Source organism: Pseudoduganella namucuonensis (assembly GCF_900116645.1).
Lineage (GTDB): Bacteria > Pseudomonadota > Gammaproteobacteria > Burkholderiales > Burkholderiaceae_D > Rugamonas > Rugamonas namucuonensis.
This window is the reverse complement of sequence record NZ_FPBO01000050.1, coordinates 19,394-39,540: the sequence shown is the minus strand read 5'-3', so window position 1 is coordinate 39,540 and position 20,147 is coordinate 19,394. Positions and strand designations below refer to the sequence as shown.

General features: G+C 64.4%; 21 protein-coding genes. 8 read left to right on the top strand and 13 right to left on the bottom strand.

Features of this window, described 5'->3' with window-relative positions; translation table 11 throughout:
• Window positions 1-99 precede the first annotated feature (99 nt).
• The 4 genes from BM436_RS37345 to guaB form a co-directional block, all read right to left on the bottom strand.
• Window positions 100-273, bottom strand: coding sequence for a hypothetical protein (locus BM436_RS37345; RefSeq protein ID WP_177307710.1), 174 nt, complete (start codon window positions 271-273; stop codon window positions 100-102).
• Entirely contained in the window at window positions 270-842 is a 573-nt protein-coding gene (locus BM436_RS32615) for an ATPase (RefSeq protein WP_093560713.1), read from the bottom strand. The genes BM436_RS37345 and BM436_RS32615 overlap by 4 nt, the downstream gene beginning before the upstream one ends.
• Window positions 843-981: 139 nt before the next feature.
• Entirely contained in the window at window positions 982-2,592 is a 1,611-nt protein-coding gene (gene guaA / locus BM436_RS32610) for a glutamine-hydrolyzing GMP synthase (protein WP_093560711.1), read from the bottom strand.
• 73 nt (window positions 2,593-2,665) lie between these two features.
• Window positions 2,666-4,129, bottom strand: a complete 1,464-nt coding sequence (gene guaB / locus BM436_RS32605) for an IMP dehydrogenase (RefSeq protein ID WP_093560709.1) — start codon at window positions 4,127-4,129, stop codon at window positions 2,666-2,668.
• Window positions 4,130-4,268: 139 nt separating this feature from the next.
• Between guaB and BM436_RS32600 the strand changes: the two genes are divergently transcribed.
• From BM436_RS32600 to BM436_RS32585, 4 genes are all read left to right on the top strand, one after another.
• Entirely contained in the window at window positions 4,269-4,805 is a 537-nt protein-coding gene (locus BM436_RS32600) for a DUF4124 domain-containing protein (RefSeq protein WP_093560707.1), read from the top strand.
• Between the two features lie 61 nt (window positions 4,806-4,866).
• Complete coding sequence (gene gntR / locus BM436_RS32595; protein WP_093560705.1) at window positions 4,867-5,895, top strand: HTH-type transcriptional regulator GntR; 1,029 nt, start codon at window positions 4,867-4,869, stop codon at window positions 5,893-5,895.
• A 168-nt stretch (window positions 5,896-6,063) separates the two neighbouring features.
• The gene (locus tag BM436_RS32590; RefSeq protein ID WP_093560703.1) at window positions 6,064-7,422 is read left to right on the top strand and encodes an MFS transporter; all 1,359 of its coding nucleotides are present in this window, start codon (window positions 6,064-6,066) and stop codon (window positions 7,420-7,422) included.
• Window positions 7,419-9,782 carry a GH36-type glycosyl hydrolase domain-containing protein gene (locus tag BM436_RS32585; protein WP_093560701.1) on the top strand — a complete coding sequence of 788 codons (2,364 nt, stop codon included), beginning with the start codon at window positions 7,419-7,421 and terminating at the stop codon, window positions 9,780-9,782. Before BM436_RS32590 ends, BM436_RS32585 begins: the two co-directional genes overlap by 4 nt.
• A gap of 92 nt (window positions 9,783-9,874) precedes the next feature.
• Here the strand turns inward: BM436_RS32585 and BM436_RS32580 are convergent, their stop codons facing one another.
• The gene (locus BM436_RS32580; protein WP_093560699.1) at window positions 9,875-10,165 is read right to left on the bottom strand and encodes an RnfH family protein; all 291 of its coding nucleotides are present in this window, start codon (window positions 10,163-10,165) and stop codon (window positions 9,875-9,877) included.
• On the bottom strand, window positions 10,155-10,589 hold the full coding sequence (locus BM436_RS32575) for a type II toxin-antitoxin system RatA family toxin (RefSeq protein ID WP_093560697.1): 435 nt from the start codon (window positions 10,587-10,589) through the stop codon (window positions 10,155-10,157). Before BM436_RS32575 ends, BM436_RS32580 begins: the two co-directional genes overlap by 11 nt.
• Before the next feature lie 87 nt (window positions 10,590-10,676).
• Between BM436_RS32575 and smpB the strand changes: the two genes are divergently transcribed.
• The 3 genes from smpB to BM436_RS32560 all read left to right on the top strand — a co-directional run bounded on the left by smpB (window position 10,677) and on the right by BM436_RS32560 (window position 12,486).
• Window positions 10,677-11,126 carry an SsrA-binding protein SmpB gene (gene smpB / locus BM436_RS32570; RefSeq protein WP_093560696.1) on the top strand — a complete coding sequence of 150 codons (450 nt, stop codon included), beginning with the start codon at window positions 10,677-10,679 and terminating at the stop codon, window positions 11,124-11,126.
• Window positions 11,127-11,245: 119 nt separating this feature from the next.
• Window positions 11,246-11,932: a hypothetical protein gene (locus tag BM436_RS32565; protein WP_093560729.1), complete on the top strand. Its 687-nt coding sequence runs from the start codon at window positions 11,246-11,248 to the stop codon at window positions 11,930-11,932.
• Entirely contained in the window at window positions 11,929-12,486 is a 558-nt protein-coding gene (locus BM436_RS32560) for a FlgO family outer membrane protein (RefSeq protein WP_218164976.1), read from the top strand. Before BM436_RS32565 ends, BM436_RS32560 begins: the two co-directional genes overlap by 4 nt.
• Window positions 12,487-12,506: 20 nt before the next feature.
• Here the strand turns inward: BM436_RS32560 and BM436_RS32555 are convergent, their stop codons facing one another.
• The 7 genes from BM436_RS32555 to ppsA form a co-directional block, all read right to left on the bottom strand.
• Complete coding sequence (locus BM436_RS32555) at window positions 12,507-13,382, bottom strand: NAD-dependent protein deacetylase (RefSeq protein ID WP_093560694.1); 876 nt, start codon at window positions 13,380-13,382, stop codon at window positions 12,507-12,509.
• A gap of 19 nt (window positions 13,383-13,401) precedes the next feature.
• Window positions 13,402-13,884 carry a YbaK/EbsC family protein gene (locus BM436_RS32550; protein WP_093560692.1) on the bottom strand — a complete coding sequence of 161 codons (483 nt, stop codon included), beginning with the start codon at window positions 13,882-13,884 and terminating at the stop codon, window positions 13,402-13,404.
• A gap of 8 nt (window positions 13,885-13,892) precedes the next feature.
• A complete protein-coding gene (locus tag BM436_RS32545) occupies window positions 13,893-14,426 on the bottom strand; it encodes a DUF1993 family protein (protein WP_177307708.1) in 534 nt (177 codons plus the stop codon).
• 88 nt (window positions 14,427-14,514) lie between these two features.
• A complete protein-coding gene (locus BM436_RS32540; protein ID WP_093560688.1) occupies window positions 14,515-14,925 on the bottom strand; it encodes a DUF4259 domain-containing protein in 411 nt (136 codons plus the stop codon).
• A 19-nt stretch (window positions 14,926-14,944) separates the two neighbouring features.
• Window positions 14,945-15,907: an SPFH domain-containing protein gene (locus BM436_RS32535; protein WP_093560686.1), complete on the bottom strand. Its 963-nt coding sequence runs from the start codon at window positions 15,905-15,907 to the stop codon at window positions 14,945-14,947.
• A 38-nt stretch (window positions 15,908-15,945) separates the two neighbouring features.
• Window positions 15,946-16,365, bottom strand: coding sequence for an NfeD family protein (locus BM436_RS32530; protein ID WP_093560684.1), 420 nt, complete (start codon window positions 16,363-16,365; stop codon window positions 15,946-15,948).
• A gap of 191 nt (window positions 16,366-16,556) precedes the next feature.
• The gene (gene ppsA, locus BM436_RS32525) at window positions 16,557-18,998 is read right to left on the bottom strand and encodes a phosphoenolpyruvate synthase (RefSeq protein WP_093560682.1); all 2,442 of its coding nucleotides are present in this window, start codon (window positions 18,996-18,998) and stop codon (window positions 16,557-16,559) included.
• A 159-nt stretch (window positions 18,999-19,157) separates the two neighbouring features.
• Here ppsA and ppsR point away from each other — a divergent pair, with 159 nt between their 5' ends.
• A complete protein-coding gene (gene ppsR / locus BM436_RS32520; protein WP_093560680.1) occupies window positions 19,158-20,009 on the top strand; it encodes a posphoenolpyruvate synthetase regulatory kinase/phosphorylase PpsR in 852 nt (283 codons plus the stop codon).
• The last annotated feature ends 138 nt before the right edge of the window (window positions 20,010-20,147 follow it).

Below are 20,147 nucleotides of genomic sequence, written 5' to 3'. Positions count from 1 at the left end.
GGTTTGATTTGCCGAGAAATTCGACGCCCTTGGCCTGCACTCCTTCCAAAGCCTATAATTGGATTCTCGTCGAACCGCTCATGTGAAGCAAGGAATCAATTACTCCTTGACATTATTCGCATCCCCTTCGACCCGTATCGGGCGGCCATCTTGCCACATGACTGCGTATTGCCCAAGCTTCCGCTTGCGCTCCAAGCTTTCAGTAACAGCTTGTTGCAATGCCTTCAGCATCGCCTGGGCCTGTGGAGACGGTGTTGATGTCGTGATATTCATGGTTCTGCTTCCTGAAGCAATAGTTGATAGAGCGTCGCGTTAATCACATTGCGCTGATCGCCTTGCTGTTCAAATACAAGTTCCGGCATAGGACCACTGTTCATGAAGCAACTGCACGAGTCTACCGCAGAACTAAAAAAGTTTAGCAAATTTCCCAGACTCCGCGAAAAACGCCGCTCAATATCAGCAGCTGGAATATTATGCCCGCCATGAGCCACACGTTCCGCAACACGAAGATGGGACATATCCCTGCTTGGCAAGGCCAGATAGATCAGGTCCACCCGCCAGCCTTCGGCGCGCAGTCGGCGCACCAATTTCAGGTAACCACGGCCAGCCAACGTCGTTTCGAACGCAAAGTCCTTGCGTTGCCGTATGCAGGCCTCAACCTCTCGCAGAAGCAGACGGCTGGCAGCGAGCAATTCTCGCTCGGGCGCCAACGGCGACAACCCAGCAGCAATCAAATCTGCGTTGATGAACCTGCTGCACTGAGCGACCTTTGGCAAGTAGGTCAGCGCGAATGTGGTCTTGCCTGCACCATTTGGTCCCGCGACTATCCAGCATGTGGGCATTCTGCCCCTCCGTCTATTCCCTCAGCGCGCTCAAGCTTAGCATTTATCACCACCTCCCACACTACTCCGTCCAATGAAGAAGCCCTGTAAAAACAGGGCTTCTTCATCAGTCACGCGACTAAGACTATGCCGAAACGAATCACTCCCACTCGATCGTCGCCGGCGGCTTGCCACTGATGTCGTACACCACCCGGTTCAGCCCGCGCACTTCATTGATAATGCGGTTCGACACCTTGCCCAGCAGCGCGTGCGGCAGGTGCGCCCAGTGCGCGGTCATGAAGTCCTGCGTCTGCACGGCGCGCAGCGCCACCACGTATTCGTAGGTGCGGCCGTCGCCCATCACGCCCACCGATTTCACCGGCAAGAACACCGCGAACGCCTGCGACGTCGCCTCGTACCAGTTCTTCGGCAGCTCTTCCGTGTTCACGGCCTGGCCGGCGATGAACTCGTACGGCGTGTTGCGCAGTTCCTCGATGAAGATGGCGTCCGCGCGGCGCAGCAGGTCGGCGTATTCCTTCTTGACTTCGCCCAGGATGCGCACGCCCAGGCCCGGGCCCGGGAATGGATGGCGATACACCATGTCATGCGGCAGGCCCAGCGCCACGCCCAGCTTGCGCACTTCGTCCTTGAACAGTTCGCGCAGCGGTTCCAGCAGTTTGAGCTTCATGGTGTCCGGCAGGCCGCCCACATTGTGGTGGCTCTTGATGGTCTGGCCCTTCTTGCCCTTGCCGGCCGATTCGATCACGTCCGGGTAGATGGTGCCCTGCGCCAGCCATTTGGCGTTGACCAGCTTGCCCGACTCGGCCTGGAACACTTCAACGAACTCGCGGCCGATGATCTTGCGCTTCTGCTCGGGATCGGTGACGCCGGCCAGGTGGCCCATGAACTGGTCTTCCGCGTCGATGCGGATGACTTTGACGCCCAGGTTCTTGGCGAACATGTCCATCACCATCTGGCCTTCGTTCAGGCGCAGCAGGCCGTGGTCGACGAACACGCAGGTCAGCTGGTCGCCGATGGCGCGGTGGATCAGCGCGGCGGCCACGGAGGAGTCGACGCCGCCGGACAGGCCGAGGATGACCTCGTCGGTGCCCACTTGCGCGCGGATCTTCTCGACCGCCTCGGAGATGTAGTCCGGCATGTTCCAGTCGGACTTGCAGCCGCAGATCTCGTGCACGAAGCGGCCCAGGATGGCCTTGCCCTGCTCGGTGTGCGTCACTTCCGGGTGGAATTGCACGGCGTAGAAGCGGCGCTCCTCGTCGGCCATGGCGGCGATCGGGCAGCTCGGCGTGTCGCCCATCAGCTTGAAGCCCGGCGGCATTTCCAGCACCTTGTCGCCGTGGCTCATCCACACCTTCAGCATGCCGTGGCCTTCGCTGGTGACGAAGTCGTTGATGCCGTCCAGCAGCTTGGTGTGGCTGCGGGCCCGCACCTCGGCGTAGCCGAATTCACGCACCAGGCCGTTCTCGACCTTGCCGCCCAGTTGCGCGGCCATGGTCTGCATGCCGTAGCAGATGCCCAGCACGGGCACGCCCAGCTCGAACACGGCTTGCGGCGCGCGCGGCGAATCGCCTTCCAGGGTGGAGTTGTGGCTGCCGGACAGGATCACGCCCGAGGCGCCGTAGTTGCGCACGAAGTCGTCGCCGATGTCGTAGGGATAGACCTCGGAGAACACGCCGGAGTCGCGCACGCGGCGGGCGATCAGCTGGGTAACCTGGGAACCGAAATCAAGGATGAGGATTTTAGAGTGCATGAATGGGCGCTAAAACGTAGAGGAAAAGAGAAACGCCGGCGGGCAGGCTGCCGCGCCGGCGTCGTGGAAGCGATTAGTCGCCCGAACGGTAGTTCGGCGCTTCCTTGGTGATCTGTACGTCGTGGACGTGCGATTCGCGCATGCCGGCCGACGTGATCTCGACGAATTCCGCCTTCTCGCGCAGTTCGTCGATGGTGGCGCAGCCGCAGTAGCCCATGGACTGGCGCACGCCGCCGACCAGCTGGAAGATGATGGCCAGCACGCTGCCCTTGTAGGCGACGCGGCCCTCGATGCCTTCCGGCACGAACTTGTCGGCCTTCATGGTGGCGTCCTGGAAGTAGCGGTCGGCCGAGCCGTCCGACATCGCGCCCAGCGAACCCATGCCGCGGTAGGACTTGTACGAGCGGCCCTGGTACAGGATCACCTCGCCCGGCGCCTCTTCGGTGCCGGCGAACATGGAGCCCATCATCACGGTCGACGCGCCGGCGGCCAGCGCCTTCGAGATGTCGCCCGAGAAGCGGATGCCGCCGTCGGCGATGCACGGCACGCCGGTGCCCTCGAGCGCCTCGGCCACGTTCGAGATCGCGGTGATCTGGGGCACGCCCACGCCGGCCACGATGCGGGTGGTGCAGATGGAGCCGGGGCCGATGCCGACCTTGACCGCGTCCGCGCCGTATTCGACCAGCGCCTTGGCGGCGGCGGCGGTGGCGATGTTGCCGCCAATGACGTCCACGTGCGGGAACCTGGTCTTGATCCATTTCACGCGGTCCAGGATGCCTTGCGAGTGGCCGTGGGCGGTGTCGACCACCAGCACGTCCACACCGGCGGCGACCAGCAGTTCGATGCGTTCCTCGTCCTTCGCGCCGACGCCGACGGCAGCGCCCACCAGCAGCTTGCCGTGCTGGTCCTTCGAGGCGTTCGGGTGTTCGGTCGACTTCTGGATGTCCTTCACGGTGATCAGGCCGCGCAGGTTGAAGGCGTCGTCCACCACCAGCACGCGCTCCAGGCGGTGCTTGTTCATCAGGCGCTTGGCCTCGGCGGTATCGGCGCCCTCCTTCACGTACACCAGCTTGTCGCGCGGGGTCATCTTGGCGCGCACCTCGGCGTCCAGCTCCTGTTCGAAGCGCAGGTCGCGGTTGGTGATGATACCGACTACTTGTTTGCCCTCCACCACCGGGAAACCGGAGATGCCATACTGTTCCGTCAGTTTGATGACGTCGCGAATCTTCATGTCCGGCGGGATCGTGATCGGATCGCGCAGCACGCCTGCCTCAAAACGCTTGACGCGGGCCACTTCGCGGGCCTGGTCCTTCGGCTTCAGATTCTTGTGGATGATGCCGATGCCGCCTTCCTGCGCCATGGCGATCGCCAGGCGGGCTTCGGTCACGGTATCCATCGCTGCCGACAGCAGCGGAATATTGAGCGAGATGTTGCGGGTCAGGCGAGTTTTGAGAGACGTATCCGCGGGCAGAATATTGGAATACGCTGGGACGAGCAGCACGTCATCGAAGGTGAGTGCTTTTTGAAGTAAACGCATAGTACTTTTCCTATAGGCGCAAAAGTGGATTATACAGGAAGCCACGGAATACGTCTTTACTTGGGGGAAAAAAGGTGCTTACGGTTGACAGCAGGGTGAAATCATGGAGAATCTGCCGCAGATCAAAGGACTATCCGCAATGAAACATTTACCGATGAGCTTACTGGTGGCGGCCGCCCTGGCCATGCCCGCGCTCGCCCAGGCGCAATACATGTGGCTGGACGAGAAGGGCATGAAGCAGCTGTCGGACCAGCCACCGCCGCCCTCGGTGCCGCAAAACCGCATCCTCAAGCAGCCCCGCCAGGCGGCGGCCGCAGCCGCGAACGCCGCCGCCGCGCAAGCCGCCGCGCCGGCGGACGCGCCGCCCGCCCCCGCCCCGGCCGACAAGGCCGCCGCGGACAAGAAGGCCCCGCCGTCCATCGCCGAGCGCAACGCCGACTTCAACAAGCGCCGCGCCGAGGCGGCGGCGGCCGAACAGAAATCCCAGCAGGAAGCCAAGCACAACGCCGACACGGCCGAGAACTGCGCGCTGGCGCGCAGCTTCAGCCATTCGCTCGACTCGGGCCGCCCCATCAGCGCCTACGACGACAAGGGCCAGCGCTACTTCCTGTCCGATGAACAACGCGCCCAGCGCGCGAAACGCAACGCGGAAATCCTGTCCAAATGCCCGAAATAAAGGGGCGCAGGATCGGAGTACGTCACTGTTACCGCTATCAAAATAAGAAGAAATTCCCGGAATGAGCAAATCACCCAACGGCAAGAGCCGCGCCAGCGGCCGTGTCACCCTCGCCTCGGTCGCCGAACACGCGGGCGTCGCCACCATGACCGCCTCGCGCGCCATCAGCCAGCCCGAACTGGTCTCCCCCCTGCTGCGCGAACGCGTGGAAAAAGCGGTCGAGGAACTGGGCTACGTGCCCAACCGCGCCGCCCGCGCGCTGGCCTCGTCGAAGTCGAACGTCATCGTGGTGCTGGTGCCGTCGCTGTCGAACACGGTGTTCACCGCCGTGCTGCAGGGCATACAGGACGCGCTGGACCCGCACGGCTACCAGATCCTGATCGGCAACACCCGCTACTCGGACGCCGAGGAGGAAAAACTGCTGAACGTGTACATGCAGTCGAATCCGGACGGCATCCTGCTGTCCGGCCTGTCGCACAGCAAGGCCGTGCAAAAGATGCTGGACACCTCGCGCGTGCCGGTGGTGTCGATGATGGACCTGAGCGCCGACCCGCAGCAACTGTCGGTCGGCTTCTCGCAGACCCAGGCCGGCCACACCATGACGCGCTACCTGATCGACAAGGGCTACAAGCGCATCGGCTTCATGGCCGCGCAGCTGGACGAGCGCACCATCAAGCGCGCCGAGGGCTACCGCAAGGCGATGGACGAGGCGGGACTGGCCGACCCGCGGCTGGAGCTGATGGTGGCCGATCCGTCCACCATCGCGCTGGGGGCCGAGCTGGTGGGACGCATGCTGTCGCTGGTGCCGGACATGGACGCCATCTTCTGCTGCAACGACGACTTGGCGCACGGCGCCATCTTCCAGTGCCAGCGGCGCGGCATCAGCGTGCCCAGGCAGCTGGCCATCTGCGGCTTCAACGACCTGCCCGCCTCCGCGTGGATGAATCCATCGGTGACGACCATCGCCACGCCGCGCTACCGCGTCGGCTACGAGTCCGCGACGCTGCTGCGCTCGGTGATCCGTGGCGAAGCCCCCGCCCATACCCATGTCGACCTAGGCTTTACCGTGATGGCGCGCGAAAGCGCCTGAGGCCCACTGCTCACGCCGCTTTGGGGTCTGACCCCAAAGCGTTGTTGACGCCGCTTGACGCCGCGATGCTGCACCGCAACATCGATAGCGCTTTACAAAATCCGCTGAAGCGTTACACTGCCGTGACTGATAGCGCTACCATAGCACTATCGCCAACCGGCGGGAAATATGAAAAGAGAGACGAATGCCAGCAACGCTCCTCTGTCGTGGCGCGAGAAGATGAGCTACGGCGTCGCCGACATGGGCTTCAATTTCTATTGGACCAATATCGCCACCTTCCTGCTGTTCTTCTACACCGACGTGTTCGGCATCTCGGCCGGCGCCGCCGCCTCCATGCTGTTCATGATCAAGATCGTCAACGCCTTCACCGATCCGATGATAGGCGCGCTGGCCGACCGCACCACGACCCGCCACGGCAAGTTCCGCCCCTACCTGGTGTGGATGGCGCTGCCGCTGGCCGCCGCCGCCGTGCTCACCTACACCACGCCCGACCTCGGCCACGACGGCAAGCTCGCCTGGGCCTACGGCACCTATCTGCTGATGATGGTCTGCTACACCGGCGTCAACATCCCCTACAACGCGCTGTCCGGCGTGATGTCCGGCGACCCGCAGGAACGTTCCACCATCAACGGCCTGCGCTTCATCTTCGCCTTCGCCGGCAGCACGCTGGTCACGGCCGCCACGCCGGTGATGGTCAAGCTGCTGGGCGCGGGCGACGAGCAGCGCGGCTGGCAGCTCGCCATGCTGGCCTGGGCCCTGGCGGCGACCGCGCTGTTCACGGTCACCTTCCTCAACACCCGCGAGCGCATCGCCCCGCCGCCCGCGCAGAACAGCAACGTGGCGCAGGACATCAAGGACCTGGCGCGCAACCGCCCGTGGGTGGTGCTGTTCTTCCTGGCCCTGATCATCATGGTCACGATCACCCTGCGCACCACCACGGCCGCCTACTACTTCAAGTACCACGTGGGGCGCCCGGAACTGCTGGCCACCTTCATCCCCGCCTACATGATGGCGGCGGCGGCCGGCGCCGCGCTGACGCCCTTGATGACGCGCTTCGTCGACAAGAAGAAGCTGCTGATGATCTTGATGAGCGCCACCGCCCTGCTCTCCAGCGCCTTCTTCTTCGTGCCGAAGGACGCGGTGTGGCTGATGTACGCGCTGCAGGTGGCCATGGGCTTCGTGCTCGGCCCCAAGTCGCCGCTGGCCTTCTCCATGTACGCCGACACCGCCGACTACAACGAGTGGCGCACCGGCCGCCGCGCCACCGCCATGACCTTCGCCGCCGCCACCTTCTCGCAGAAGCTGGGCACCGCGCTGGCGGTGGCCGTGATCGGCTCCCTGTTCACCGCCCTGGGCTATGTGCCGAACGCCGCGCAGACCCCGGGTTCGCAGGCCGGCATCGTCTGGCTGATGTCGGTGATCCCCGCATTCTTCGCCGCGCTGGCCGTGGCGGTGATGTTCTTCTATAACCTCGACAAGCAAACGCTGGCCCGAATCCAGTCCGAACTGAGCGCACGCAAGCCATGACCCTATTACACCCCACCCACAACGGCGACCGCTACGAACTGACCAGCCCCACGGCCATGCCCAAGGCCGGCGGCTTCCTGTGGAACCGCAAAATGATGATACAGGTGACCTGCCGCGGCTACGCCACCGCGCAGTTCATGCAACCCGAGCCGGCCAAGTACGCCTACGCGCCCAACCTCGAGGCGAAGACCTTCATGCAGCCGGAACAGAACTACTACGCCCACCATCCGGGCCGCTTCGTCTACATCAAGGACGAGGACGACGGCCAGCTGTTCTCGGCGCCGTACGAGCCGGTGCGCGCGCCGGTGGACAGCTTCCGCTTCTCGGTCGGCAAGAGCGACATCGCCTGGACCGTCGAACACCTGGGCATCCGCGTCGAACTGACACTGGGCCTGCCGACCGACGACGTGGTGGAGCTGTGGACGCTCAAGGTCGTCAACCTGTCCGGCCGCGCGCGCCGCGTCAGCGTCTATCCCTATTTCCCGATCGGCTACATGTCGTGGATGAACCAGTCCGCCGAATACCGCGCGGACCTGGGCGGCGTGGTGGCGAGCTGCGTGACGCCCTACCAGAAGGTGGCCGACTACTTCAAGAACAAGTACTTCAAGGACAAGACCTACTTCCTGTGCGAGACGCCGCCCCACTCCTGGGAAACCGTGCAGCAGGCCTTCGAGGGCGAAGGCGGCCTGCACGCGCCATCCGCGCTGCGGGGCGCGGAACTGGCGCGCGGCGAAGCGCGCTATGAGACGCCGGCCGCCGCGGTCCAATACCGTCTTGAACTGGATGCGCAAGGCGAGCGCGAATACCGCTTCCTGTTCGGCCCCGCCCACGACGACGCCGAGATCCTCGCCATGCGTGGCAAGTATCTGAACCCGCGGGCGTACGCGGACACGCGGCGCGACTACGCCGAGTACATCGAACAGGGGCGCGGCTGCCTGGAGATCGAGACGCCGGACCCGGAGCTGGACAACTTCGTCAACAACTGGCTGGCGCGCCAGGTCTACTACCACGGCGACGTCAACCGCCTGACCACCGACCCGCAGACCCGCAACTACCTGCAGGACAACATGGGCATGAGCTACATCCGGCCCGCCGTCACGCGCGCCGCCTTCCTGCACGCGCTGTCGCAGCAGGAAGCCAGCGGCGCCATGCCGGACGGGATCCTGCTGGCCGAGGGCGCCGAGCTCAAATACATCAACCAGGTGCCGCACACCGACCACTGCGTGTGGCTGCCGGTCTGCCTCAAGGCCTACCTGGACGAAACCGCCGACCACGCGATGCTGGACGAGATCGTGCGCGGCGCGGACGACGGCCAGGGCGCCACGGTGTTCGAGCGCATCGGCCGCGCCATGGACTGGCTGTTGGAGGCGCGCGACGAGCGTGGCCTGAGCTACATCGCCCAGGGCGACTGGTGCGACCCGATGAACATGGTCGGCTACAAGGGGAAAGGCGTGTCCGGCTGGCTGACCGTCGCCACCGCCTACGCGCTGAACCTGTGGGCCGAGGTGTGCGCGCGCCGCGGCGACGAGTCCCGCGCTGCGCACTTCCGCGCCGGCGCGCAAGCCGTCAACGACGCCGCCAACCAACACCTGTGGGACGGCGACTGGTACGCGCGCGGCATCACCGACGACGGCGTCACCTTCGGCACGAAGCGGGACCACGAGGGGCGCATCTGGCTCAATCCGCAGGCATGGGCCATACTCGGCGGCGCGGCCAACGCGGAGCGGCGCGAAAAAATGTTGGCAGAGGTCGACGAGCAATTGAGCACGCCGTATGGCGTAGCCATGTTCGCGCCGCCCTTCAGCGCCATGCGCGAAGACGTGGGAAGGGTGACGCAAAAGCATCCCGGCTCGGCCGAGAACGGCGCCGTCTACAACCACGCGGCCGTGTTCTACATCTACAGCCTGTACACGGTGGGGGACGCGAACCGCGCCTACAAGCTGCTGCGCCAGATGATCCCCGGGCCGGCCGAGGAAGACTACCTGCGGCGCGGGCAACTGCCGGTGTTCATCCCCAACTACTACCGTGGCGCGTACCACCAATACCCCGGGCAGGCGGGCCGCTCCAGCCAGCTGTTCAACACCGGCACCGCATCGTGGGCGTACCGCTGCGTCATCGAAGGCCTGTGCGGCCTGCAAGGCGACGGCGACGGCCTGCGCATCAACCCGCGGCTGCCGGACGGCTGGGACAAGATGAAGGTGACACGGCTATTCCGCGGCGCCAAGTTCGTGCTCGACATCCGCCGCGGCGACGTGCGGGAAGTGACGGTCACACAAGGCGGCCAGCGCCTGCCCGAAGCGCGCGTAACCGGCATCGCCCCCGGCGCCGTCCACCACCTCACCGTCCTCGTCCCGACTTAACAAAAACACATCGGTGTCAGGCGCGACATTCGGACATTTCCAGCGAAAAATGTCCGAATGTCGCGCCTGACACCGATGTTTGTTTGATAACGTTAGGCGTCTTTGCGGGGGCGGCGGCTGCGGCGGGCTTGCTTGGGGTCGGCGATCAGGGGGCGGTAGACTTCGACCCGGTCGTGCTCGCGCAACACGGTGTCGAGCGTCTTTTTCTTGCCGTGGATGCCGACCGCCATCGCCGCCAAGTCGATGCCCGGCACTTCGATCGCCAGCCCGCTCACGTCCAGCGCGCGCCGGATCGTGGCGCCCGCCTCCAGCCGCAGGTCCCGCAGGAACGTCAGCGTGTCGGTGGCGTAGCACACTTGCACATTGATCTGGTCAGCTGCCATATACCGTTTCGGCCCGTTTGCAGAAGGAATCGACCATGCTGTTGGCGATCATGCCGAACACGGGGCCGATCACCTGTTCCAGTATACGGCTGGCGAATTCGTAGTGCAGGTCCAGTTCCACCTTGCACGCGTCTTCGCGCAGCGGCTTGAAGGTCCAGGTGCCGTCCAGCGTCTTGAAGGGTCCGTCCACCAGCGTCATCTTCATGCTGCTGGGCCGCGTGTTCACGTTGGACGTGGTAAAACTCTGGTGGATGCCGTGATAATGGATCGCCAGGCTGGCCACCAGCGTGTTGTCGCCGCGGTCCTTGATGTCCACCCCGCCACACCATGGCAGAAATTTGGGATAATCTTCGACCTTGGCCACCAGTTCGAACATTTGTTCGGCGCTGTATCCGAGGATAACCGACTTGTGCACTACTGCCATTGTGTTACCGTTTGATATTATGTTGGTTTATCCGCGCCCCGCGCGCAGGAACCGTAGTTTAACCGACCCGCGCTTATTTACCCACCCATGACAATTGCCGATAACAAAAAAGCCTTTCACGACTACTTCATCGAGGACCGGTTCGAAGCCGGACTCGTGCTCGAGGGCTGGGAAGTGAAGGCAATCCGCGACGCGCGCGTGCAGATCAAGGAAGCCTACGTGACCATCAAGGGCGACGAGCTGTATCTGTTCGGCGCCCACATCAGCGCCCTGCCGACCGCGTCCACCCACATCAGCCCGGAGGCCGTGCGCACCCGCAAGCTGCTGCTGCACCGCGCCGAACTGGATAAACTGATCGGCAAGGCGACCCGCTCCGGCTACACGCTGGTGCCGCTGAACCTGCACTACAAGGGCGGCCGCGTGAAATGCGAGATCGGCCTGGCCAAGGGCAAGAAGCAGCACGACAAGCGCGCCACCGAGAAGGATCGCGACGCGTCGCGCGAAGTGGCGTCCGCCATGAAGCAGCACCGTCGTTAATGCACCACGACAGAGCACCGGCCCGGCCCCGCGCCGGGCTTTTTCATGCCTGTGGAGTTTCTAAGCAGAAACGCACGTGGTAAACTGGGCGGGCACACCCTATGAACGACGAGGAATCCATGGCCCCGAAAATCGCAGTAACCATTATGTTCGGCGCCCTGCTGACCGGATGCGCGGCGCGCTATTCGCCCACGCCACTGGCGACCGATTTCCCCGCGTCCAGGCAATACCAGCTGCAGGCCGCCGCCCACTGGGGCGCGATCGCCGGCCATCTGGAAAAAGGGCTGACGGACGGCATCCGCAAGGGTCCGCAGCGGCCGGTGTACGTAGCCGAGCCGTCGTCCAAGGCGTCGCCCTTCGAGCGCGCGCTGGCCACGCACATCACCTCCATCCTGGTGCGGAACGGCTACGTGGTGTCGCGCCACGAGGCCGGGTCGCTGAAGGTCGATATCGACGTGCAGGCGCTGGTCTTCAGCCCGGACCGCGTCCAGACCCGCTTCGAAGGCGAGGTGGCCGTGATCGCTCCGGGCGTGCTGGCGGTGGCGGCGCTGCCGCCGGCCGGCGCGGCGATGGCCATCGCGGGCGCTTATGAATTCAACCAGTTCCGCCAGGCGCATCTCGCCGCCGGCGGCACGCCGAAGACGGAGCTGATCGTGACGGTGTCCGTGTCCGACCAGTACCGCTACTACGCGCGCAACAGCTCGGCCTATTACGTGTCCGAGGGCGACCGCAGCTTGTACGGCATCCCGGACGATCCGGCGGACGTCAGGCACATGAAGACCTTCCAGGTGCGGGGTGACAAATGATGCGCAAGCTGGCGTCGCTGTCCCTTTCGTTGTCCCTTTCGCTGCCCCTGCTGCTGGCCGGCTGCGCGAGCGAGCCGCCCAAGGAACAGACCAATTACTCGACCGTCTCGTCCAACCAGTTCATCGCTTCCAATTACGCGGTGGCGGACGTGCTGCTGGCGCAGCTGAGCGGCAAGCTGCTGGCGGACAAGCCACTGATCATGGCCACCGTGGTCAACATCGACGCGCTGGAGCAGACCACCACCCTGGGCCGGTTGATCTCGGAGCAGATCTCGACGCGCCTGTCGCAGGGTCGCCTGAACATGCTGGAGATGAAGCTGCGTAACAGCGTCTACCTGAAGCGCAACCAGGGCGAGATGATGCTGACGCGCGAGATCACCGATGTGGCGCACAACCACAGCGCGCAGGCGATCGTGGTGGGCTCCTACGCGGAGACCAGCGACATGGTGTTCGTGAACATCAAGGTGATCCAGCCGAACACCAACTACGTGCTGGCCGCGCACGACTACGCGCTGGCGAAGGAAGGCATTGTTCGATCGATGCTGATGCATTGACCCAGAGGCAACATCCGGGGTCAGACCCGCCGGGTCTGACCCCAGCCTTCGAGTCCGGGTTTGGCTAGCATAGGCAGCACGATTTCGGCGGAGGCCGCGATCTTCAGTTCCATCAGATCGTCCGCGCGGGTCTTGCCCGCGTTGATCGCGGCGATGGGCTTGCCCGCCGCCGCCGCGAGCTTGCAGAAGCGGTAGCCCGAAAACACCATCAGCGACGATCCCACCACCAGCAGCGCGTCCGCCTCCGCCATCCAGCGCAGCGCCTCTCCGGTGCGTTCGGGCGGCACGTTATCGCCGAAGAACACCACGTCCGGCTGCAGCACGCCGCCGCATCGCGCGCAATGCGGGACGTGGAAATCGTCCAGCGCCTCCGGTTCGAGTTGCGCGTCGCCGTCCGGCAGCGGCTGGGCATTGGTTTGCGCCAGCGCGGGATTCTCGCGCAGCAGCTGGCGCTGGATGTCCACGCGCGCGTATTGGGCGCGGCATTCGAGGCACACCACGCCGTGGATGTTTCCGTGCAGTTCGATCAGCCTGCGGCTGCCCGCCCGCTGGTGCAGGCCGTCCACGTTCTGCGTGATGATGGAACCCAGCCCGCCCCGCGACTCCAGCTCCGCCAGCGCGACGTGCGCGGCGTTCGGCGAGGCCTGCGCCAGGGTCGGCCAGCCCACCATGCTGCGCGCCCAGTAGCGGCGGCGCACGGCGTCCTGCTTGCGGAATTCCGGCCCCTGCACGGGCGCGCGGCCGCGCCGCACGCCGTCCTTGTCACGGTAGTCCGGTATGCCGGACGCGGTGCTGATGCCCGCGCCGGTCAGCACCAGCACGTTGCGGTGCCGGGCCAGGAAGCCCGCCAGTTCAGCCGCTCCCGCCTGCGCCTCGTGTTCGCCGAAGATCAGCATGGTGGCGGCGCCGGGGATGTCAGGCCGCTTCGAGCGCCTGCGCGGCCTGGCACACGTCCACCCACTCGCCGGCCGTGAGCTCGGCCAGCATGGGCAAGGTGACGCGCACGGCGCTGTTGATGGAGCCGGCCGCCGGCAGCACCTCGTCGTAGGCTTGCAGCGACTTGTCCAGGTAGATGGGCAGCGGCCGCGCCAGGCCGAAGGGGCAGACACCTCCCACGGGATGACCGGTCAGCTCCACCACCTCCTCGGCGTTGAGCATCTTGCCCTTGCCGAAGGTGTCCTTGAACTTCCTGTTGTCGATGCGGGCGTCGCCGCTGGCCACCAGCAGGATCACCCGTCCCTCGGCGACACGGAAGGCCAGCGTCTTGGCGATGCGACCCGGCTCCACGCCGTGCGCCTCGGCGGCCAGCGCCACGGTGGCGGTGCTGGCTTCGAGCTCGATGATGGGGATGTCCAGCTGGCGGGACGAGAAGAACTCGCGTACGGATAAAAGACTCATTCGTCGTTCTATTTGGTTTGGGGGAAGCTGAAGCCGGGCTGGTACTGGTGGTAGCCGTCGAAGTCTTCCTTCCCGACCGGCACGCCGTGGCTGCGCAGGATGGAGTGCGCCGTCACCAGGTGGAAGAAGAAGTTGGGCAGCGCGTACGACAGCGCGAAGTCGCTGCCCGAGAACACTGGCGAGACCAGCCCGGCCTGCGTCACCACCTGCATGTCCTCGGCGGCGTTGATGGGCTCGGCCGGCACCTGTTCCAGCCACGCGACGGTGGCCTCGACGCGGATGCGCAGGGCGTTCCAATCCTGGTCGCCGCCGGCCAGCACCGGCGCGTCCGCGCCCAGCAAGGGGCAGCAGGCGCGCACGGTGAAGCCGCAGGCGGTGGTGACCTGTTGCGCGAACGGGAACATGCCCTCGGCCAGGCCCGCGCGCAGCAGCGGCTTGCCGGTGCGGCGCTCATGATTCTCGGCCACGGCCAGCGTCGCGTGCAGTTGCCGCAGGTAGTGGATGAAGACCGGTACGAAGGCCGAATACAGCGTAGTGCTCACGATGGTTCCGTTGATATTGTCGTCAGGCTACACAATGCCACTTCGAACGGGCATTGGCAACCCGCGCACGTTTGTCCTGATCAAATATTCAGGCGCTGACGCGGGTCCGCAGCGCTTCCACGGCGGCGCGCCAGCTGTCGTAGTCGTCGCCGTCCGCCCACAGTTCCCGCAGTTCCGATTTGTCCGACAGGATGTGGTCGATGGCGCGCTGCGCTTTCTCGACCAGGTCCGGACGGCGTTTGAACTTCGCGCGCACCTCGTCCACCCAGGCATCGATGCCCTCCTCCGCCTCGCCGGGCTGGCCCTGCAGCCGCGCCAGCACCTCGATCGCCGCCAGCCCCTCGGCCGCGAACGGCGCCTCCAGGTAGGCGGCGCTGTCGGCCGACAGCACGTTGTTCAAGGTGTTCTCGATAAAGTAGAGATCCTTCGATTCCTGCAAGTCTTCCGCCCAGTCCAGCGCGATGTCGTTGCCGAAAGCGTCTATTGCCCAAGTACCCATTTCATTCCTTCCTCAAACCTCAAGTGTTGGCATCGTGCTGGCGGCCGGCGGCGACCACGCTCGGCTTCTGCGTCTTCACCACCTGCATCGCGGTGGCGATCAGGCTGCTCATGTCGCCCACGTTGGCGGGGACGATCAGCGAGTTGTTGGTCTTGGCCAGCTTCTCGAAGGCCTGCACGTACTGTTCGGCCACCCGCAGTTGCATGGCCGACTCGCCGCCCGCCGACTGGATGGCCGTGCCGACCTGGCGCAGCGCGTTGGCGGTGGCCTCGGCGATCGCGACGATGGCGGCGGCCTGGCCCTCGGCGCGGTTGATGGCCGACTGCTTGTCGCCTTCCGAGCGCGCGATCGAGGCTTCGCGCTCGCCGTTGGCGATATTGACCTGCTCCTGCTGGCGCCCCTCGGAGGCGGCGATCAGCGCGCGCTTTCCCCGCTCGGCCGTGATCTGCGCCTGCATCGCGTGCAGGATCTCGGACGGCGGCGTCAGGTCCTTGATCTCGTAACGTAGCACTTTCACGCCCCAGTTGGCGGCGGATTCGTCGATGGCGTTGACGATGGACGCGTTGATGTGGTCGCGTTCCTCGAAGGTCTTGTCCAGCTCCATGCGGCCGATCACCGAGCGCAGCGTGGTCTGCGCCAGCTGCGTGATGGCGGAGATGTAGTTGGACGAGCCGTAGGAGGCGCGCATGGCGTCCGTGATCTGGAAGTACAGGATGCCGTCCACCTGCAACTGCGTGTTGTCCTTGGTGATGCAGACCTGCGACGGCACGTCGAGCGGGATCTCCTTCAGCACGTGCTTGTAGGCGATGCGGTCGACGAAGGGGACAACGATGTTCAGTCCAGGACCCAGCGTGGCGTGGTACTTGCCCAGCCGTTCGACCACCCACGCGTGCTGCTGCGGCACCACGTTGATGGTCTTGAAGACGAAGACCAGCGCCAGGATGAAGATGATGACGCTCACGTTGCCTATGCCTATTTCCATATGTGCTCTCCAGGTTGACTCAAAAGGGAATTGCCAAATCAAGCGCCGACGATCAGCCGGCTGCCGCGCACCTCGCGTATCGTGTACTGCCCGGGCGCGGACGCGCTGCCGGGCGCCAGTTCCACGTCCCACAGGGCGCCGCGGTACATCACGCGAGCCGCGCCGTCCTGCCACTGCGGCACGGTGACGGTCTGGCCGATGTCCATGTTGACGTTGGGGTCGGCCGTGGCGGCGATGGTGCGCGCCCTGCCGTACTTGCTGTGCCACAGCATGCCCGTGGCCAGCACGCCGACCACGGCCGCCGCCAGCGTCTGCAGCGGCGCGGAAAAGCCCGCCAGCGCCACCAGGCCGCCGGCGGCCAGGCCGATGGCGACCATCAACAGGTAGAAGGTGCCGGTCAGCAGTTCCATCACCACCAGCGCGCCGGCGATCAGGAACCAGATACTCCATTCAGCCATGATGCACTCCCGAAAAATAAAACCCAGAGGCAGAATCCGGGGTCAGACCCGATGGGGGTAGGAGCCCCGGTGGGGCTCCTACCGATCCCGGAGGGACTGACCCCGGCCTTTGCATTTGGTTGATAAAAAACCCCGCGGCCTGAACAGGCGGCGGGGTTTGAGCGTTACGTGGGGCTAACCCCGCCGCCTGCTTACTGCATTGTAGCCAGCTTTTGCCAGGTATCGATCACCGAGTCCGGATTCAGCGACATGGACTCGATACCCTGCTGCATCAGCCAGACCGCCAGCTCGGGGTGGTCCGAAGGCCCCTGGCCACAGATGCCGATGTATTTGCCATGCTTGCGGCAGGCCTGGATCGCCATCGACAGCAGCGCCTGCACCGCGGGGTCGCGCTCGTCGAAGTCGGCGGCCAGCAGTTCCATGCCGGAATCGCGGTCCAGGCCAAGGGTCAGCTGGGTCAGGTCGTTGGAACCGATCGAGAAGCCGTCGAAGAACTCCAGGAACTGCTCGGCCAGCACCGCGTTGGACGGCACTTCGCACATCATGATGACGCGCAGGCCGTTCTCGCCGCGTTTCAGGCCGTTGGCGGCCAGCAGGTTGATGACCTTCTCGGCCTGGCCCAGGGTGCGCACGAACGGCACCATGATCTCGACGTTGGTCAGGCCCATGTCGTTGCGCACGCGCTTCATGGCCGAGCATTCCATCTCGAACGCGCCGGCGAAGTCGGCCGACAGGTAGCGCGCCGCGCCGCGGAAGCCCAGCATCGGGTTTTCCTCGTCCGGCTCGTAGCGCGAACCGCCGATCAGCTTCTTGTACTCGTTGGACTTGAAGTCCGACAGGCGCACGATGACTTTCTTCGGCCAGAACGCGGCGGCGATGGTGGCGATGCCCTCGGCCAGCTTGTCGACGTAGAAGGCCTTCGGCGAGGCGTGGCCGCGGGCCACCGATTCCACGGCCTTTTTCAGGTCCGCGTCGATGTTCGGGTATTCCAGGATCGCCTTCGGGTGCACGCCGATGTTGTTGTTGATGATGAACTCCAGGCGGGCCAGGCCCACGCCGGCGTTCGGCACCGACTGGAAGTCGAAGGCCAGCTGCGGGTTGCCCACGTTCAGCATGATCTTGGTGTTGATCGGCGGCAGTTCGCCGCGCGCCACTTCCGACACTTCGGTTTCCAGCAGGCCGTCGTAGATCTTGCCCTCGTCGCCCTCGGCGCAGGACACGGTCACGAAGGTGCCGTCCTTCAGCAGTTCGGTCGCGTCGCCGCAGCCGACCACGGCCGGCACGCCCAGTTCACGCGCGATGATCGCCGCGTGGCAGGTGCGGCCGCCGCGGTTGGTGACGATGGCCGAGGCGCGCTTCATCACCGGTTCCCAGTTGGGGTCGGTCATGTCCGCCACCAGCACGTCGCCCGGCTGCACGCGTTCCATTTCGGACGGGTCGCTGATCACGCGCACGGGGCCGGCGCCGATCTTCTGGCCGATCGCGCGGCCCGAGGTCAGCACGGTGCCGGTCGATTTGAGCTTGAAGCGCTGCTGCGCGTCGGTCGATTTCTGCTGCGACTTAACGGTTTCCGGACGCGCCTGCAGGATGTACAGCTTGCCGTCGCGGCCGTCCTTGCCCCACTCGATGTCCATCGGACGCTGGTAGTGGCGCTCGATGATGACGGCGTACTTCGCCAGCTCGACGATTTCGGCGTCGTTCAGCGAGTAGCGGTTGCGCATTTCGATCGGCACGTCGACGGTTTTCACGGAGCGGCCGGCTTTCGCCTCGGCGGTGAATTCCATCTTGATCAGCTTGGAGCCGATGTTGCGGCGGATGACGGGCGACTTGCCCTGCTCCAGCATCGGCTTGTGGACGTAGAACTCGTCCGGATTGACGGCGCCCTGCACCACGGTCTCGCCCAGGCCATAGCTGGAGGTGATGAAGACCACGTCCTTGAAGCCGGACTCGGTGTCGATGGTGAACATCACGCCGGCGGCGCCCACGTCCGAGCGCACCATGCGCTGCACGCCGGCCGACAAGGCCACTTCGGCGTGGGTGAAGCCCTTGTGCACGCGGTAGGAGATGGCGCGGTCGTTGTACAGGGAGGCGAACACGTGTTTCATCGCGTCCAGCACGTTTTCAATGCCGACCACGTTCAGGAACGATTCCTGCTGGCCCGCGAAGGAAGCGTCCGGCAAGTCCTCGGCGGTGGCGGAGGAACGCACGGCGAACGACATCTCGGTTTCCGAGTCGGCCACCAGGCGCGCGTAGAACTCCTCGATCTCGGCCTGCAGGCGGGGCTGGAACGGGGTCTCGACGATCCATTGACGGATCTCGGCGCCGGCTTGCGCCAGCGAGCGGACGTCGTCGATGTTCAAGCCTTCCAGGCGGTCGGCGATGCGCTCGGCCAGCGGCTTGCCGCCGCCGACGCTGTGCGACAGGAAGTCGCGGAAGGCTTGCGCGGTCGTGGCGAAGCCGCCGGGAACACGCACGCCCGCGCCAGCCAGCTGGCTGATCATTTCGCCCAGGGAGGCGTTCTTGCCGCCGACGGACTCGACGTCCGTCATGCGAAGATGTTCGAACGAGGCCACGTACACGGCCTGTCCATCCTGCTGCTCCTTCAAAGTTGCTGCGTTAGACAAGTTGGTCATTTAGACACCCTTACTGATGATAGAAATCTTTACGCAGGCCGCCCCAGCATGATTCTTGTTATTCTTGACGCTGTGCAGCACAATCTTACCGTTGCCTTACATTCTACAGCCTGCCGGGCAAATTGACGATTCACAATATTAAACTGAGTATTCCTACCTATGACCCAAGAACAACGTCCAGCCCCCCTCCCTGCCGCCGCCCGCACGGTGTTCTTCGTCTCCGACGGCACCGGCATCACGGCGGAGACTTTCGGCCACTCGGTGCTGTCGCAGTTCGACCTGCGTTTCCGGCAGATTCGTCTGCCGTTTATCGACACGCTGGACAAGGCTTACGAGGCGGTGCGCAAGATTAACGAGGCGGCGGCGGCCGACGGCCAGCGGCCGATTATCTTTTCCACGCTGGTGAAAACCGAGCTGTCGGAAATGATACGGCGCGCCAATGGCATGCATATGGATTTGATCCAGACTTTCGTGGCGCCGCTGGAACAGGAATTGGGCGTCAAATCCACGCACACGATAGGCCGCTCGCATAATATCGTGGACAGCGAGGAATACAAGAACCGCATCGAGGCGATTAATTTCTCGCTGGCGCACGACGACGGGCAGTCGCACAAGAATCTGGCGTCGGCCGATGTGATCCTGGTCGGCGTTTCCCGTTCCGGCAAAACGCCGACCAGTTTATATCTGGCCATGCAATATGGAATCAAGGCGGCCAATTACCCCTTGATTCCGGACGATTTCGAGCGCGGCAAATTACCGTCGTCGCTGTACGCATTCAAGCCCAAGATATTCGGCCTCAGCATTACACCCGAGCGCTTGTCGGAAATTCGCCATGAGCGTCGCGCCGGCAGTAAATACGCATCGATAGAGAACTGCCGTTACGAGGTGAACGAGGCGGAAATGATGATGAAACGCGAAGGCATACGCTGGCTGTCCTCCACCACCAAATCGATCGAGGAAATATCGACCACGATATTGCAGGAAATCAAACCGAACCGCCGCGAATACTGACATAGGCGTCGGTCATAAGCCGCCCCGCGCAAGCCGGGCGGCTTTTTTACGTCCGAACCAATGGCATCTGAACCGGGGACAGACCCGCGATCGAGCCGCGGCCCCCCGCGTGGAAGCGTGGCGCGGAGGTCTGTCCCC

Bases quoted from the DNA above. Each gene is read 5' to 3' on its own strand.
- BM436_RS37345 (WP_177307710.1), bottom strand. From the start codon at position 273: ATGAATATCACGACATCAACACCGTCTCCACAGGCCCAGGCGATGCTG.
- BM436_RS32590 (WP_093560703.1), top strand. From the start codon at position 6,064: ATGAAAAGAGAGACGAATGCCAGCAACGCTCCTCTGTCGTGGCGCGAG.
- smpB (WP_093560696.1), top strand. From the start codon at position 10,677: ATGACAATTGCCGATAACAAAAAAGCCTTTCACGACTACTTCATCGAG.
- guaB (WP_093560709.1), bottom strand. From the start codon at position 4,129: ATGCGTTTACTTCAAAAAGCACTCACCTTCGATGACGTGCTGCTCGTC.
- BM436_RS32580 (WP_093560699.1), bottom strand. From the start codon at position 10,165: ATGGCAGCTGACCAGATCAATGTGCAAGTGTGCTACGCCACCGACACG.
- guaA (WP_093560711.1), bottom strand. From the start codon at position 2,592: ATGCACTCTAAAATCCTCATCCTTGATTTCGGTTCCCAGGTTACCCAG.
- BM436_RS32600 (WP_093560707.1), top strand. From the start codon at position 4,269: ATGAAACATTTACCGATGAGCTTACTGGTGGCGGCCGCCCTGGCCATG.
- BM436_RS32530 (WP_093560684.1), bottom strand. From the start codon at position 16,365: ATGGCTGAATGGAGTATCTGGTTCCTGATCGCCGGCGCGCTGGTGGTG.
- BM436_RS32555 (WP_093560694.1), bottom strand. From the start codon at position 13,382: ATGCTGATCTTCGGCGAACACGAGGCGCAGGCGGGAGCGGCTGAACTG.
- BM436_RS32615 (WP_093560713.1), bottom strand. From the start codon at position 842: ATGCCCACATGCTGGATAGTCGCGGGACCAAATGGTGCAGGCAAGACC.
- BM436_RS32550 (WP_093560692.1), bottom strand. From the start codon at position 13,884: ATGAGTCTTTTATCCGTACGCGAGTTCTTCTCGTCCCGCCAGCTGGAC.
- BM436_RS32535 (WP_093560686.1), bottom strand. From the start codon at position 15,907: ATGGAAATAGGCATAGGCAACGTGAGCGTCATCATCTTCATCCTGGCG.
- ppsA (WP_093560682.1), bottom strand. From the start codon at position 18,998: ATGACCAACTTGTCTAACGCAGCAACTTTGAAGGAGCAGCAGGATGGA.
- BM436_RS32565 (WP_093560729.1), top strand. From the start codon at position 11,246: ATGGCCCCGAAAATCGCAGTAACCATTATGTTCGGCGCCCTGCTGACC.
- BM436_RS32560 (WP_218164976.1), top strand. From the start codon at position 11,929: ATGATGCGCAAGCTGGCGTCGCTGTCCCTTTCGTTGTCCCTTTCGCTG.
- BM436_RS32575 (WP_093560697.1), bottom strand. From the start codon at position 10,589: ATGGCAGTAGTGCACAAGTCGGTTATCCTCGGATACAGCGCCGAACAA.
- BM436_RS32540 (WP_093560688.1), bottom strand. From the start codon at position 14,925: ATGGGTACTTGGGCAATAGACGCTTTCGGCAACGACATCGCGCTGGAC.
- BM436_RS32585 (WP_093560701.1), top strand. From the start codon at position 7,419: ATGACCCTATTACACCCCACCCACAACGGCGACCGCTACGAACTGACC.
- ppsR (WP_093560680.1), top strand. From the start codon at position 19,158: ATGACCCAAGAACAACGTCCAGCCCCCCTCCCTGCCGCCGCCCGCACG.
- gntR (WP_093560705.1), top strand. From the start codon at position 4,867: ATGAGCAAATCACCCAACGGCAAGAGCCGCGCCAGCGGCCGTGTCACC.